Annotated in this window: 10 protein-coding genes and 1 tRNA gene; 5 read left to right on the top strand and 6 right to left on the bottom strand. The window is 61.2% G+C overall.

All coding sequences use genetic code 11. The annotated features are described in order from the left end of the window. Window positions 1-9: 9 nt before the first annotated feature. Entirely contained in the window at window positions 10-1,788 is a 1,779-nt protein-coding gene (locus bcor_RS00245) for a threonine/serine exporter family protein (RefSeq protein ID WP_033498638.1), read from the bottom strand. A gap of 269 nt (window positions 1,789-2,057) precedes the next feature. On the opposite strand from bcor_RS00245, the gene bcor_RS00240 reads away from it, so the two are divergent. Continuing rightward, window positions 2,058-4,817 carry a phosphoenolpyruvate carboxylase gene (locus bcor_RS00240; RefSeq protein WP_033498609.1) on the top strand — a complete coding sequence of 920 codons (2,760 nt, stop codon included), beginning with the start codon at window positions 2,058-2,060 and terminating at the stop codon, window positions 4,815-4,817. Window positions 4,818-5,093: 276 nt separating this feature from the next. On the opposite strand, the gene bcor_RS07140 is transcribed toward bcor_RS00240, so the two are convergent. The 3 genes from bcor_RS07140 to bcor_RS00225 all read right to left on the bottom strand — a co-directional run bounded on the left by bcor_RS07140 (window position 5,094) and on the right by bcor_RS00225 (window position 9,314). Continuing rightward, window positions 5,094-6,116 carry a hypothetical protein gene (locus bcor_RS07140; RefSeq protein ID WP_148303920.1) on the bottom strand — a complete coding sequence of 341 codons (1,023 nt, stop codon included), beginning with the start codon at window positions 6,114-6,116 and terminating at the stop codon, window positions 5,094-5,096. A 710-nt stretch (window positions 6,117-6,826) separates the two neighbouring features. Then, the gene (locus tag bcor_RS00230; RefSeq protein WP_033498640.1) at window positions 6,827-8,572 is read right to left on the bottom strand and encodes an FAD-dependent oxidoreductase; all 1,746 of its coding nucleotides are present in this window, start codon (window positions 8,570-8,572) and stop codon (window positions 6,827-6,829) included. Between the two features lie 178 nt (window positions 8,573-8,750). Further along, window positions 8,751-9,314 (bottom strand): redoxin domain-containing protein, encoded by a 564-nt coding sequence (locus tag bcor_RS00225; protein ID WP_033498610.1) that lies wholly within the window; start codon window positions 9,312-9,314, stop codon window positions 8,751-8,753. A 312-nt stretch (window positions 9,315-9,626) separates the two neighbouring features. Between bcor_RS00225 and bcor_RS00220 the strand changes: the two genes are divergently transcribed. From bcor_RS00220 to bcor_RS00210, 3 genes are all read left to right on the top strand, one after another. Further along, window positions 9,627-10,244, top strand: coding sequence for a carbonic anhydrase (locus bcor_RS00220; RefSeq protein WP_162472397.1), 618 nt, complete (start codon window positions 9,627-9,629; stop codon window positions 10,242-10,244). Window positions 10,245-10,418: 174 nt separating this feature from the next. Continuing rightward, on the top strand, window positions 10,419-11,795 hold the full coding sequence (locus bcor_RS00215; protein WP_033498612.1) for a hemolysin family protein: 1,377 nt from the start codon (window positions 10,419-10,421) through the stop codon (window positions 11,793-11,795). A gap of 175 nt (window positions 11,796-11,970) precedes the next feature. Then, window positions 11,971-12,450 carry a Dps family protein gene (locus tag bcor_RS00210; RefSeq protein WP_033491521.1) on the top strand — a complete coding sequence of 160 codons (480 nt, stop codon included), beginning with the start codon at window positions 11,971-11,973 and terminating at the stop codon, window positions 12,448-12,450. A 132-nt stretch (window positions 12,451-12,582) separates the two neighbouring features. On the opposite strand, the gene bcor_RS00205 is transcribed toward bcor_RS00210, so the two are convergent. Then, window positions 12,583-13,353: an SDR family oxidoreductase gene (locus bcor_RS00205; RefSeq protein ID WP_238548555.1), complete on the bottom strand. Its 771-nt coding sequence runs from the start codon at window positions 13,351-13,353 to the stop codon at window positions 12,583-12,585. Window positions 13,354-13,523: 170 nt separating this feature from the next. After that, complete coding sequence (locus tag bcor_RS00200; RefSeq protein ID WP_033498614.1) at window positions 13,524-14,201, bottom strand: M48 family metallopeptidase; 678 nt, start codon at window positions 14,199-14,201, stop codon at window positions 13,524-13,526. Window positions 14,202-14,345: 144 nt separating this feature from the next. Here bcor_RS00200 and bcor_RS00195 point away from each other — a divergent pair. Beyond that, window positions 14,346-14,419 (top strand) — tRNA-Ile (locus bcor_RS00195). Window positions 14,420-14,439: the final 20 nt, after the last annotated feature.

The following is a 14,439-nucleotide window of genomic DNA, read 5'->3' as shown; positions in this document are numbered from 1 at the left end:
GACCTGTTTTCATACGTCGTAACGCCAGGACTTATCGGTGATGACCCTGGCCACCACCAGTCCGATGGGCAGGCAGATGATGACCATGAAGGCCCGGAAGGCCCAGTCCAGCGCCTCCAGAGTATTGAACTGCCCCAGGTAGAACATGGCCCGGTACATGTAAAGCCCGGGCACCATGATGACGATGGAGGGGACGGTTAGGCTGATACGTGGATACCCCAGATCCGGCGGCAGGTATCCATGGCGGACCGATGACCGCCAGACCGTGGCCAGGATACCGGCCACGAAGGCCCCGAGGAAGGCACCCATCTCCGGCGGGACGTTGAGCAGATCCTGCATCTCCAGACGCATCGTATCGGTCAGGGCCCCGATGGTGGCAGCAACCAGGGCCATGCGCTGGGGAGAATTGAAGAGGACCGAGAATCCCCATACCCCGCAGAAGGCCGCAACCATACGCAGACCGGCAAGGACCCAGGCGTTGAGGACCATGGGCTCGAAGCCCTGCGGGTTGAGCATGACCATCCTGGCAACGGCCCAGCCACCCAGGGTGGCGACCAGGATAATCGAGAAGGCGTAGGTGATGCGCTGTATCCCCGAGGGAAAATCCAGTTTGGCGATATCCAGGCCACCGGTGACCAGGGGGAAGCCCGGAATCACATAGAGGATGGCACCAATGTATGCGGTGTCGTGCCTCAGGGCCACCGGGTCGAAGAACCCGACCAGACGTAGGGTGCCGATGCAGGCCAGGGCGGCGATGATCACCGAGGCTCCGGTGGCGAAGAACTGGTTGATTCTACGGTCCAGCATCTGCCGGCGGAACCACTGACCGATGCCCGCGCCGACAAAGGCGCCCGCCATGTCATATGGGCCACCGCCAAGAAGAAAGACGAATGCGGCGCAGGCCACCGCCGCAGCGAAGCCGTAGAAGATCGGAGAGTAGAGGGGCTTTCTACGCTCAATCAGATTCAGGCGTTCATGGGCCTGACGGACCGTAATGCCTCTATCGGCGGCGACGGGTTCCACACCGGAGGATTCGTCCCGCTCTATATGTTCGGCGGTAATCTCAGCCGCCCCGTCGCCCCCATCAAGGCTGGAGGCCGCCTGATTTCCGACGGCACCCAGACCAACGGCCGTCATCGTGTCCATCTGCGCCGCCTCAAGCCGGCTCTGCTCAATCTGGTCCAGGTTCTCCACCGCCTCCGCAGTGGTCTCCTTCAGGGCCTCAACCGCTGCGGCATCGTGGGCCAGCAGATCCTTCAAGGCCTTGCGGGCAACCGCATACACGTGGGGATCATCCAGATTATCGACCAGCTCCTCGGAAACCGAAGGCATGACATGGTACGTGCTGCTCTGCCCACAGTTGACGCTGAGCCAGTCGGCAAAGTGCTCCAGGAGCCAGATTCGCTCCGTATTGACACCGGTGGTGGGAAGGTCGACCACCTCGGTAATCCGCGAAACCCCATCGGTGCAGGAGGCTTCGATGTCGGTCAGGTTCACGTCGGCCCGGACATGGACCCCCATCGGATAGGCGATTCGGTGCATCATCTGGCGCACACGGAAGCTCCCGGTGCCCGCCCCCAGTTCCAGCATCCCCACCCGTACTATGAGGCTGGTCTTGGCCGCTATGCAGGCATCGAGGATGGGCTTGTCATAGTCCCGCTCGATGTCTTCCATATCCAGGGGAATGGAATGGGTATGGTACTTGCTGACCCTCCTGGCACCCGCTTCCGTACGGCGGGGATCGTGATGCGGCAATCCGCTGCTCTTGGTTTTCACCCTTTCATTCATACTCCCTCCCACGTCACGCTGGCCGGTCATGACCAGGTAAACCACCCTGTATGCAGGAAACCCGTCCATATGTCAGGCGAGCCACACCCATTCACAACGTGACGGATGCCGGATGGACCATGAAATACAAATATGCCGTAGGCGACCTAGAATGAAGAGTGAGCCGCTAATTCGAAGGCTGTGGGCCTGCAACGCCAACCACCAATAACCGCGGAGGTGCCGCGGAATGGTTGATGACCGGGCAACCGGAGATTCGGCAAGGAGGACTGATGACAGATAGTAATCAGCAAATCACGGCGGCGGATGCGACCCTGGTTGCGTCCGGTACCGGCACAAAAGGCCCGGAGGAGCGCGATCTTCCCCAATCACTGGGTGAGGATATGGCATTGTGCCTGCGACTGCTTCGGGATGTTCTGGGGGAATTCGACAAGGAACTGCTCAACCGGTTCGACTCGCTGCGCGAAGATGTGGTGGCGGCCAGTGCCGAGCATTTCAACAGACACCCCTCCGACCCCCTCCCCGACGAGGACGGTCTGGCCAAGGCGGTCGCCCTGATTGACGACACATCCATACAGGACTCGCAACTCCTGGCCCGGGCTCTGACTACATACTTCCACCTGGCCAACCTCTGTGAGGAGAACTACCGGGTGCGCGTCCTGCATGAGCGCGAAGGAAAGATCGACCTGGGTGTCAAGGGCACCGACCCCATCAACGAAATGACCAGCGCCTACAGCCAACTCCTTCAGGAGATGGGTCCGGCCAAGGCCTCGGAACTGCTGGAAAAACTGGAGTTCCATCCGGTATTCACCGCCCATCCCACCGAGGCGCGACGTAAGGCCGTCGAGGGCAAGATACGCCGCATCGCCAACCTGCTGGCCGTTCGCCGTGGACTGGGCGGTTCCGAGCGGGTGGAAAACGAGCGTCTGCTCCACAACGAGATCGACGCCCTCTTCCGCACCTCCCCCATCGCAACCAAGAAGCCGACGCCCGTGGAGGAATCCAACACCATCCTCGACATCTTCGATGCCACCCTCTTCCAGACCATCCCCAGGGTCTACCGCAGGTTCGACGACTGGATGTTGGGCAAGAAGGCCGGTACGGTCAAGCCCGTCTGCCCCGCCTTCTTCCACCCCGGCAGCTGGATAGGCTCCGACAGGGACGGTAATCCGAACGTCACCGCCAAGGTCTCGCGCAAGGTGGCCCGCAAGTTCTCCGACCACGTGCTCAAGGCCCTCCAGGAGGCGACCTCCACCGTCGGCCGCAACATGACCATGGAAGCGACTACCACCCCGCCCAGCAGCGAACTGCGAAGCCTGTGGAGCCACCAGAAGGAAATGAGCGAGCGCCTGACCGACCGCGCCGAGGTCGTCTCCCACAGGGAGTTGCACCGGGCCGTGGTCCTGGTCATCGCCGACAGGCTCACCGCCACCATCAAGCGTGACGCCGACCTGATGTACCGCAGCTGCGACGATTTCATCGCCGACCTGAAGATTGTCCAGGACTCCCTGGCCGCAGCCGGGGCCGTCCGCCAGGCCTACGGCCCCCTCCAGGACCTGATATGGCAGGCCCAGACCTTCGGTTTCCACATGGTCGAGATGGAGTTCCGTCAGCACTCACTGGTCCACGCCCGCGCCCTGGAGGACATCCGCGAACACGGCCTGCACGGCGAGCGCGGCGAATTGCAGCCCATGACCCACGAGGTGCTCGACACCTTCCGTGCCCTGGGTGCCATTCAGAAGCGCAACGGGCAGAAGGCGGCCCGCCGCTACATCATCTCCTTCACCAAGTCGGCCCAGAACGTCAAGGACGTCTACGAGCTGAACCGTCTGGCCTTCGAGCATGCCGAGGACGTTCCCGTCATCGACGTGATCCCCCTGTTCGAGCAGCTGGAGGATCTGCAGAATTCGGTGGATGTGTTGGAGGAGATCATCAAGATCCCCGAGGTCCAGGCCCGCCTCAAGAAAACCGGCAACAAGATGGAGGTCATGCTGGGATACTCCGACTCCTCCAAGGATGCCGGACCCGTATCGGCCACCCTGGCCCTGCACTCCGCCCAGGAGCGCATCGCCAAGTGGGCCCAGAGCCATGACATCGACGTGACCCTCTTCCACGGCCGCGGCGGCGCCGTGGGTCGCGGTGGCGGCCCGGCCAACAGGGCGGTCCTGGCACAGCCGGTGGGCTCCGTGAACTGCCGCTTCAAGCTGACTGAACAGGGCGAGGTGATTTTCGCCCGCTACGGCAACCCGGTTCTGGCCATCCGCCACATCGAGTCCGTTGCCGCAGCCACCCTGCTCCAGTCGGCCCCCAGCGTCGAAGAGCGCAATACGACCATGACGGAGAAGTACTCTGACATGGCCGCCAAGCTGGACGATTCCGCCCACCGGCGCTTCCTGGACCTCCTCCACACCCCCGACTTCGCTCCCTGGTTCTCCATCGTGACGCCTCTGAACGAAATCGGCCTCCTCCCCATTGGTTCCCGCCCCGCCAAGCGTGGTCTGGGAGCCAAGTCCCTGGATGATTTGCGGACCATACCCTGGGTCTTCTCCTGGGCACAGGCCCGCATCAACCTGGCCGCCTGGTACGGCCTGGGAACGGCCTGCGAGGAGTTCAATGACCTGGATACCCTGCGCCAGGCCTACGAGGAATGGCCCCTCTTCAGCACCTTCATCGACAACATCGAAATGAGCCTGGCCAAGACCGACGAGCGCATCGCCAAGATGTACCTGTCCCTGGGTGATCGTGACGATCTGAGTCAGAAGGTCCTTTCGGAGATGGAGCTGACCCGCAAGTGGGTTCTGCAAATCGTCGGCGACGAGTGGCCCCTGCAGCATCGCCACGTGCTGGGCCAGGCCATCCGTATCCGCTCTCCCTACGTGGATGCCCTATCGGTCACCCAGGTACGCGCCCTGCGAACCCTGCGGCGGCGCAACGACAAGGAGGAGCTCAGCAAGAGCCAGCAGGCGGACTTCATCTACCTGATTCTCTGCACCGTTTCGGGAGTCGCCGCCGGCCTCCAGAACACTGGCTGATGCCCTGCCCCCTGGGCAGTTCCGTGGCCCTGCTCTGATTTCTCCGGAGCAGGGCCACGCTCGTTATGGATGTTGGTCTACACACCCTGTCTTCCCAATCTTGGGGTTCTGGCGTGTGCAGTCTTCGTCTCTCCCGGTGACATCGCTGATTCTTTCATCCGGTCCATGGTTGACCAAGACACAAGAGCTCCTCAGATAGAGGTATACCCCACAGGAAGACACTCTGAACGGACCGGTTCTTACTTCTACCTATTCCCGTCATTTCAAACTGCTATATCAACAAAAATGAGGGGCAGTCCCTAGAATTCCGCATGCTTCAAACTCAACAGTTGCATCCGGAGGAGTACCCGGGTTAAGAACAACCGTTCCTGAATCAAGATGAACGCCAGGCGCATATCCACCTGTGCCACCACCCGAATAACCACCACCGGTATAGCCACCACCAGAGTAGCCACCACCGGTGTAGCCATTTCCAGTGATACCGCCACCTGCGTACGCACTTCCTGTCCCACTTACCGCGGAAGCTTGGGCGGCAGCTGCCTCATCGGCGGCCTGCTTCTGGCCAATCGAGTCGTTCACGGCATTGATGGCCCCATCGAGCGCCTGCTTCGCATCCGTATAGGTCTTCGGGTCGGTGATGCCTTTCTTACCACTGACCTGCCTGGCGTCATCCAGGGCCTTGCCCAGGCTCTCCCTGACGGCATTGTCGGCAACCTTCCCGTCCGAGTCGCCCAACAGTGCGGCAGCCGCACTGATCGACGCATCCAGGGCCTGCTTTTCATCGCTCAGGGTCTTGGCCTTGGCCAAGGCCTCCACCTTGGCGGCACCGTCCTTGTTCAGGCGGGCCAGCCGTTTGTTGACTGACGCGGCCTTGTCAAGCCTGTCCTTGTTCCGGTTGAGTTCCGTCGTGCTCTGGCTGGCCGCGCAGGAGACGGTGGTCCGATCCGCCTTCTTCAGAGCGGTCTGCTCCAGGCTCGCATGGGTCTTGGGGTCAGCCGTATTCTGGGCGGGCGTAGCCGCCAACACCTTCTGGGCCTGCTCCTGGTTACGCTTTAGATCAGCGACGCTCGTCTCATAGGCTTTGCCGGATCGAGTACAGTCCTCCAGGGCGACGGTATGCCGTTCCCTGGTAGCCAGCACACCTGCCACGACAGCCGCAACCACCAGCAGGAAGACCACAGCAGCCACGATGACAACGATACGCCGTTTACGATTTCCCCTACTCTCGGTACCAGCCCCCTTCTGCTGATCCGTCGCCGGGCCAGTGTTCGTGTTTTCCGTCGTGTCCTGCTCACTCATGATGGGTTTCCTCCCCTTTGCATGAAACTCCGTCTCCTCCATTTTCCACCATTGGCCGGATGATTTGGGAGACCAGGCCGCCAGGGGCGGATTGCAACAGATAGGAGCGCATCTCCTGTTGAGAGTGTGCGTCCATCAGCGTGAAACCATGCGGTCATCAAACCTGCGACACCGCGTGCGCCGCACCGTAAAAACCGAGAGCTGTCTGAACTCGAAGGTGCAGGATGCCCGACCCATCTCGACATCACATGCTCCAGCGGAGCTCTTGAGGGAAAAGAGAACTCCGACATTGGGGGCGGAGCATGCTCCGTCAGGATGAGCCGGTATCCCACCCCGATCGTGAGTGCCAACCGTCATCAGCCGACCTCGAATCGGGATTGTCTCTCGCTCCAGTTTTACCGCATGAAGCAGGGGCGGGCGACACAGGGGCGTGCATTCGGACCAGTTCCGGCGACAGCATCGTCGACCAAGTGTGTGGGAGCCCAACAAGTCAGTTCAAGGAACTTCTCCATCGGCCAGCCACCTTTGCTCAGTTGGTCCGCACATCTCCCCTGCAGCAAGCATCCCTCAGGATGCACATTCAATTATAGGCCTTGCCGTAAAGGCAGGCCCCGGGCGTTCCAAATTGAGCTACATGGCCCTCTTACACAACCCCAGAGGAGGCTCGGCAGGTAGGCGGCACCGGCGTTTCGGCCGGTGCCGCGCCGTCTCTACGCCCCAATCAGATCCAGCATCTCCGGCACTGATTTCTTACCGAACTCCACAGTTTCCTGGCCGCCCTTCCGAATGACGATACAGGGCACACTCATGACCTGGTACTGGTCCTTCAGGGTGGGGAAGTGCGAGAGGTCATAGGCCTCGGCACGAACCTTCCCGTTCTGGGAGGCCACCCGCTGGGCGGAGAGGACCGTGGTGGGGCACATGGTGCAGGTCAGCGAGACCAGCATCATGATATCGACCTGGTCGTTGATGGCATCGATCCTATCCGAGGTTGCCTGGTCAACCTGCTGACCGGGGCCTGCCGCGTTGTACAGGGCCAGGACGAAGGAGTTGAACTCATGCCCGCTGGGCACACCATGGAAGGCCAGACCTGTCTCCTCGGCCTCGCCATCGGCGCCAATCCGGCAGATGCGCACGCAGGGACGGGCACCAGGCAGATCACCTGCCGGGTCGAAGTCCTGCACACCCGAAGCGTTCTCGACCTGGCTGCTCAGGAGACCGTCGGAGAGGGAGACCAGCTCGTCGATGAAGGTGCGCAATTCCCCGGAGACCGGGCTGTCGTCCAGCTCCAGCTTCAGAATCAGCCTGGCCGTCATCCGTCCGAAGACCACATCCAGCTGCTTCCTGATATCGGGCCCAAAGAAGCCGGATGTCTTGGCTGGGGCATTTCCCGCACCCTGGGCCACGGGAGCCGGCGAGGTACCAGAAGCAGCAGCCGACTCGGCAGCCTCCTTTTCGGACTTCTCATAGGGGGTGTTCTCGGGTCTGGGCGGCACCAAACCGGTCCGGGCGGACATATCGGAGGCATAGCGCTCCAACTCCACGGCCGCCACAGCACCGTCAGAGGTGGCGGTGATGACCTGGCGGAGGTTCTTCACCCGCAGGTCGCCAGCGGCGTAGACGCCCGGGACCGAGGTCTCCAGGTAGCCATGGGTGATGACGTACCCGTGATCGTCCAGGTCAACCACGCCTTTGACCAGGCCGGTCTGAGGCACATAGCCCGCGAAAACAAAGACACCGAAGGTGCCCTGGTCGGCCGGCTTCCAGGCCCTGGTCTCCCCGGTGGTCCTGTCCAGGAGGGTGGCCTCGACCAGGCCGCCCGGACCGGCGGAGACACCCTGGAGCTCGGTGGAGTAGTGAATCTCGATCTTGTCGTTGTTCCTGGCCTCGGCGGCCACGGAGGCGTCACAGGTGAAGTCCTCCTCACGCACGAGGAGGGTGACCTTGGTGGCGTACTTGGTCAGGAAGACGGACTCTTCGGCGGCGGCGAATCCTCCGCCAACAACCAGGACCTCACGCCCGGAGAAGAACTCCCCGTCACAGGTGGCGCAATAGGCCACTCCTCTGCCGGCGTACTCCTGCTCACCTTCGAACCCGATCTTACGGGGGCTGGCTCCGGTGGCAATCAGGACGCCGAAGGTCCGCAGATCGCCCCTGGATGTGTGGACCACCTTGATGTCGCCATCCACATCAATCCCGGTGGCCTCGGCCGTCATGAACTCCGCACCGAAGTCCTGGGCCTGCTGACGCATGGTCTCGGTCAGCTTGCGCCCATCCGTCCTGGCCACTCCTGGGTAGTTGACCACGTCCGCAGTGATGGTGATCTGCCCGCCGAAATCGTCCTTCTCCAGAATCAGAGTACGGTACCGGGCACGGGCCAGGTAGAGCCCGGCGCTCAGTCCGGCAGGGCCACCACCGATGATGACCACGTCATAGAGATTCTTGTCTTCCGTCATGTTCCTTATTTCCTTGTCGATGAAGTGCATACAGTAAGGGGAACCCCTCAATCGCAACGGCGACCTGGCGACCGGAGGAACCGGCCCTCCGGAAAGGCGGATGCACTCCGCCAAGCAGCGCCGCTCCGATGAGCAGGTTCCCCTGGCTCACTGGAATGGTCCGTTCAGGACGCTTGAATCAGAGCTGACCCACCAGGTCCAGGCTGGGCTCGATGGTGTCATCGCCCGGCTCCCACTTGGCAGGGCAGACCTGATCGCCGTGCTCATAGACGAACTGCGAGGCCTGGACGCGACGCAGCAGCTCGTCGGCGTTACGGCCCACGTTGGAGGAGATGACCTCGTAGGCCACGACCTTGCCTTCGGGGGACAGGATGAAATCGCCTCGCTCTGCCTTGCCTTCGGCCTCGTTGTACGTATCCAGGTCCTTGGCCAGGGTGGCTGTGGGGTCGGCAAGCATCGGGTACTGGATCTTGGCGATCTTCTCGTTGGCCTCATGCCACGCCTTGTGGACGAATTCGGTGTCGCAGGAGACCGAGTAGATCTCACAGCCGGCCTTCTTGAAGTCCTCGTACTTGATGGCCAGGTCCTCAAGTTCGGTCGGGCAGACAAAGGTGAAGTCCGCGGGGTAGAAGAAGAGGACTGACCAGTGACCCAGCAGGTCCTGCTTGGTCACCTCGTGGATGTCATCGCTCTGGAAGGCCTGGGTCTTGAAGTCGGTGATTTCATGCTGCAGTAGCGTCATGGTTGGTTCCTTTCGGGGAATTATCGGATACCGTCAATCCGACCACCCGGAACACCCTCGGATTGTCGAAGATTCAGAACCTCGTACAAGAGGCGACGGGCCGGGTCGGATACCGATTCCATGCTAGCGACCGAGACTGGGCACCGAAAGGTGGGTATCATCCCAGCCTGTGTGATATACGGCACAGAGCCCCCTGATGGCCGCCTATGATAGAGGGATATGCCAGAGCAGCCAGAAGGAGTCCCCGCCATGAGCGAAAATCGCACGCCCGCATCAGAGGGAGAGCCCCGCGCCAACGCGACCTGGAGCAGGATGCTGGCCGGCAACCGCCGCTTCTTCGAAGGGCAGGCTGAACACCCCTGGCAGGACGCGGAAACACGGGAGTCTTTGATTGATGCCCAGTCTCCGGATGCTGTTGTTCTCTCCTGTTCGGACTCCCGGGTTCCACCTGAAATCATCTTCGACCAGGGGCTGGGTGACCTCTTCACGGTCCGCACGGCCGGTCAGACCTTGGACCCATCGGTTCTGGCATCCCTGGAATTCGCCATTACCGAGTTGAAGATCTCGCTTCTGGTGGTGATGGGGCATGAGCACTGCGGAGCCGTGACCGCCTGCCTGCGGGCCATCGAAGACCACCGTTCGGAAACAGGAAGGACCCGAATCGAACCCGGAGACGAGGCCCTGGATGAGACCTTCGTCCACGACAGCCCCTCACCAATCGTCAACCAGGTGGGCACTTCGATTCTGGCGGCTCAGGAGGCCGGCCTGGAGACCACTGACGAATACGAATCGGTGCATATAGCCCGGACCATCGAGGTCCTGGTCGACAGGTCCGAGGTCATCCGCCAGGCCGTTGCCGAGGGACGGATCATGATGGTGGGGGCCCGCTACAGTCTGACCAGCGGCAAGGTTCAGGTTCTCTCCTTCTGACCAATCCACGGAGTCCCGCCTGCCCAAGGTTGGGGATCCCCTCGGACCCACCATCCGGCCGAGCAGGCACCCTGCCACTCGCACCAGCCGGAACCCCGTGGGCGGCGCCAGCCGGTTTGACCTCTATGGCACTGGATACCCCGGATAGAGAAGACCATAACGTACATTGGAGGCATGTCATTATGGCTCAACATCCTGCTTATCTTCGTCTTCCTCCTGATCGGGTCCGTCTTCTCGGGAACCGAGCTGGCATTGGTCTCCCTGCGCGGATCGCAGCTGGAACAGATGGAACAGCAGGATGCCCGCGGCGCCAGGGTGGCCCGAATCGCCCGCGATCCCAACACCTTCCTTTCGTCCGTCCAGATAGGCGTGACCTTGTCCGGATTCCTCTCGGCCTCCTTCGGCGCCTCATCGATAGCGCCCTACGTGGTTCCGGTGGTGACCGGCTGGGGCGTCCATGCCGGACTGGCCTCGACCCTGACCACCATCGTATTGACCCTGATCATCTCCTACTGCTCCATCGTCATCTCTGAGCTGGTGCCCAAGCGCATCGCCATGCAGCGCACGGAGAAAATAGCCCGGGCGGTGGTACCGGCCATCGACATGTTCTCGACCATCTGCAAACCGCTTATTTGGCTGATTGCCAAGAACACCAACGGCATCGTGCGTATCCTCGGTTTCGACCCCCAGCAGACCGACACCCAGGTCAGCGACGATGAGCTGCGCGTCCTGGTCTCCTCCAACACCAACCTGAGCAAGGATGAGCGGATGATTCTGGGCGATGTCTTCGACGCCTCGGAGACCAGTGTGGCCGAGGTCATGCGCCCCAGGGCCGACGTGGTCTTCATCTCGGGCGATATGCCCCTGAAGGAGGCGGCCGACTTCGTCCACAACGAGCCTTACTCACGCTACCCGGTGACCGGCCGTGACTTCGATGATGTTCTTGGATTCGTCCATGTGCGCGATCTCCTCGATGTGCGCAACCGGCGCGCCCGGACCGTGGCTGATGTAACCAGGCCCGGCATCTCCCTGCCCGGAACCTCCAAGCTCCTTCCCAGCCTGGAACGCCTGCGCAAGAAGGGAATCCACCTGGCCGTGGTCATCGACGAGTATGGCGGCACCGATGGCATCGTGACACTGGAGGATATGACCGAGGAGCTCGTGGGTGATATCCGCGATGAGTACGACCTGCCCGAAGAGAAGGGGTCGGCCCAGTCGGGAGCCTCCGCCTTCGTGAACGGGGTGGCCAAGGTGGATGGCGGCATGACCATCGAGGACTTCGCTGACCTGACCGGAATAGAACTGGAAGACGGGCCCTACGAAACCCTGGCCGGGTACTTCCTGGCCCAGACCGGGCGGATGGGCAGGGTGGGCGATGTGGTCCACTCCGACGACGGGTACGACATGGTCGTTACCAGGGTTGATGGGCGGCGTATCGAGACCATCGAGGTCAGACACCGCGAAGCGCTCCCAAGCGACGGCTCCGAGGATGACGATGGCAGTAAGTCGGAGGCAGCGAACTCCGATACTTCTGATGGAGACAAGGAATAGCGCCGGCCCTCCTCGTCGAGAGGGACATGTGCCCCAGAAGGTCTGAATAATCACACTAATCTCCCGGGAAATCCCCATACTCGCAGGTATCCATGGCTAGGGTTGAAGTAAGGGTCGGTTTGGAAACCGGCCGAATGGAATCGCTGACGATACGCCGACGAACGAAGGAGAGATTATGGCACTGAACTTTACCGTACCGGGGCTGGACGAAGCCACCAGTGAGAAGGTCATCGCAATCCTCCAGGAGCGCCTGAGCCAGGAGCAGGAGACCGCCCTGGTTCTCAAGCATGCCCACTGGAACATGAAAGGCAAGGAGTTCATCGGCATCCACGAGATGATGGACCCCGAGGTCGACTCGGTTCTGAACATGGCCGACGAGACCGCCGAGCGCATCGCCACCCTGGGTGGCTCACCCGCCGGACGCCCAGACGACATCGTGAAGAACCGCAACTGGGAGGGCCTTGAGCTGACCGGTCGCCAGGATGCCCTGGACTATCTGAAGGCACTCGACAAGTACTACACCACCTTCATCAAGCTGGACCGCGAGGCCATCAGCAAGCTGGATGACCTGGATGTCATCAGCTCCAACATCCTCCAGGACCACGTCCAGGAGCTGGAGCACTTCCAGTGGTTCATGAGGAGCCACCTGTTCTGATTCCTCCGGAATCACCTCGGCTGTTCCAAGCCGGTTGTTCCGTCAATCGATGATTGGCGACAGTCCGGCAGGTAGCACGGAGAGCGGGATGATTGGTAAAACGCCAATCAGCCCGCTTTTTATTGCGAGCCATCAGCCCTTGCGATAGAGCTTGGTGTAGGAACCCTCGGCACGAGGACGAACCACAATCTGGTCGACATCAACCGTATCGGGCTGCTCCAGAGCCCAGGAAACACATCCGGCGACATCATCGGCGGTCAAGGGATCCGGCACCCCGGCATAAACGGCATCGGCCTTGGAGGAATCGCCACCGAACCGTTTCAGGGAGAACTCATCGGTATGGACCAAGCCAGGTGCGATATCAACCACCCGAACCGGCTCACCGACCAATTCCAGACGCAGAATACGGGCCATGACCCGTTCCGCTGCCTTGGAAGCGCAGTATCCGCCACCACCCTCGTAGGGTTCGATACCGGCGGTCGATGAAACAACCAGGACCGTACCCTCGGACTCCTTTAGGGCCGGCAGGAACTTCTGGATGACCCTCAACGTACCCAAGACGTTGAGCTCATACATGCCCCGCCAATCGTCCAGGTTCGAGGTGGCCACGGCATCCTTGCCGAAGGCTGCCCCCGCACAGTTGACCAGGGCCTTGACCGGACCTTCCGACAGCACGGCATCCACGGCATTCCGTGTTGAATCCTCGTCGGTCACATCACAGACCTGATAGGTGAATCCCTCGCCCAGCTCCTTGGCCAGGTCCCGCAGGTTCTCCTCGCGGCGGGCCAGACCCACCACCTGCCAACCCTTACCCACCAGGGCCCTGACACTGGCCTGCCCGATGCCACTTGATGCACCGGTGACCACTGCCCGCTTGATCGTATTCGTTGAATCCGTCATCATCGCTCCTTCATCTGCCGTCCTTGAACAGCGCTCACCACCCACGCTAGCGCGGAAACAAGCACCCAAGCGCATTCCCACCCCGATGTGGTCGGATATCAGCCAGTCGTTCATTCATCTCTGTGCGGTCCCCGGCGTAATCCGAGCCGCCGTAGAATACAGGCCTGGGATATTCAGATAACCACGTACTGGTTGAGTTGCTTTCTGCGTTGTCGCCAATCCGGCATGTACCTGGTCATCAGCTCCTGGAACAGGGGGCCATGTCCATGGGCATGCAGGTGGGTCAGCTCGTGAACGAGCACATACTCCAGAAGTTCAGGATCCAGCCAGGCCAGCTCAGTATTGAGCCGAATCCGGCCCGTGGAAGGAGTACAGGACCCCCAGCGGGTCTTCATGTGGCGCAGAGTAATGGCCGTGGGGCGCTTACCGACGACCGGCACCCAGGTTTCAACCAACCGAGGCAGCCGCTCTTCGATGATTCGCCTGGCCCTATCCTCGGATCGGTCCTTCTCCTGCGGTTCATCCCCGCATCTGCTCTCACCATCTGCTTTTCGGTCATCGGCAGAATCGTTGGAATCACTCGCAATCTCCGAAATGGAGTTACTGATACGCCCTCGGGTCCGGCCAATCCAAACCCTCCTGGCCCGGACGAACTCCTCAAGCTGCTTATCCGAGAGACCGACCGGAGCCGTGACTTCAAGCCCTCCTTCAGGCGGTTTCACCCGCAGGTAGACGTTCTTGATTCGCTTGCTGATGACCAGGACCTCTTCACCATCCAACTCAAGCAGGCGGCGCTTGACCGTCGATCCGGCACCCCGGCCCCGTCTGCCGCCACCAATTGTCTTGGTCATATACGAATCTCCGTCATACCTGCATTCTTCACCACCCCCGCGATGTAGCTTGTAATCTTGCAACTCACGACGCGACGCGAATTGACTTACTCTGCCCACATGGTATGCTAATCATTTGTGTGATTCTCCGGAGTCACATGGAATGGGCCTGTAGCTCAGCTGGTTAGAGCGCATCCCTGATAAGGATGAGGTCGGAGGTTCAAGTCCTCCCAGGCCCACGCACTTCTGCTTTTTGAAG

The organism is Bifidobacterium coryneforme, from assembly GCF_000737865.1.
GTDB classification, from domain to species: Bacteria; Actinomycetota; Actinomycetes; order Actinomycetales; family Bifidobacteriaceae; genus Bombiscardovia; species Bombiscardovia coryneformis.
Note: the sequence above shows the minus strand (reverse complement) of the source record. Positions and strands in the feature narration are given on the sequence as shown.